Source organism: Nocardiopsis sp. NPDC055824, assembly GCF_053616335.1.
The window spans coordinates 1-1,060 of record NZ_JBSHDN010000415.1 but is presented as its reverse complement, the minus strand read 5'-3'; the positions used below and the strand labels follow the sequence as shown (position 1 = coordinate 1,060).

At 76.3% G+C, this 1,060-nt stretch carries 1 protein-coding gene; it reads left to right on the top strand.

Annotated features, from left to right (window positions below; translation table 11 throughout):
- Window positions 1-156 precede the first annotated feature (156 nt).
- Entirely contained in the window at window positions 157-942 is a 786-nt protein-coding gene (locus tag ACWGL3_RS32240) for an SDR family oxidoreductase (protein ID WP_267945550.1), read from the top strand.
- The last annotated feature ends 118 nt before the right edge of the window (window positions 943-1,060 follow it).

Genomic DNA, 1,060 nt, shown 5'->3' with positions numbered 1-1,060 from the left:
GGTCGGAGTCGCGCCGCGGGCGCCGGGCGGCCCGGCCCGGCGGGCGGCGCTCCGGCGGTCCCGGCGGGGCCGCCCGGTGATCGGCCCCCGGTTTCACCGCGGGGGAGGCGTGCTGCCAGGATGCCGTCAGCACTGGTAGGAACCGTGAGGAGAGACATGGATCTGGGGATCGCGGGAAAGGTCGCTCTGGTCACCGCGGCCAGCTCCGGCCTGGGAAGGGCCATCGCCGTCGCCCTGGCCGCCGAGGGCGTGCACGTGGCCGTGACCGGCCGTGACAAGGAGCGCCTGGAGGCCACCGTCGCGGCGTGCGCCGAGCACGGCGTGTCCGCGCTGGCCGTGGAGTGGGACCTGGCCGACCACGGGGGCGCGGCCGGGGTCGTCGAAAGGGTGGCCGCCGAGCTCGGCCCGGTCGACATCCTGGTCAACAACACCGGCGGACCGCCGCCCACCCCCGCCCTGGGCCAGCAGGCCGGGGTGTGGGAGGACATGTACGGGTCCATGGTCCTGCCCGTCATCCGGCTCACCGACGCCGTGGTCGGCGGCATGCGCGAGCGCGGCTGGGGCCGGATCATCACCAGCACCTCGTCCGGGCCGATCACGCCCATCCCGAACCTGGGCATCTCCAACACCCTGCGGGCCTCGCTGCACGCCTGGTCCAAGACGGTGTCCAACGAGGTGGCGGCGGACGGGGTGACCGTGAACGTCATCGTCCCCGGCCGGATCACCACGCCCCGCACGGACTCGCTGGACCGGGGCCGCGCCGAGCGCGAGGGCCGCCCGTTCGAGGAGGTGCGCAGCGAGTCGAGCGCCCAGATTCCCGCCGGGCGCTACGGCACCACGGAGGAGTACGGGGCGGTGGCCGCGTTCCTGGCGAGCCGCCAGGCCGCCTACGTCACCGGTTCGACGGTCCGGGTGGACGGCGGGCAGATCCCCTCTGTGTAGTTCCTCCGCGGAGGCCGGACCCGGCCTCCGCCGGGGCCCGGGGCCCGGGGTGCGCCGTGTGCGCGCCCGCGGGCGCCGGTCCGGGCGGTGTCCCGGGGCGCGCCGCCGAACGGTGGCG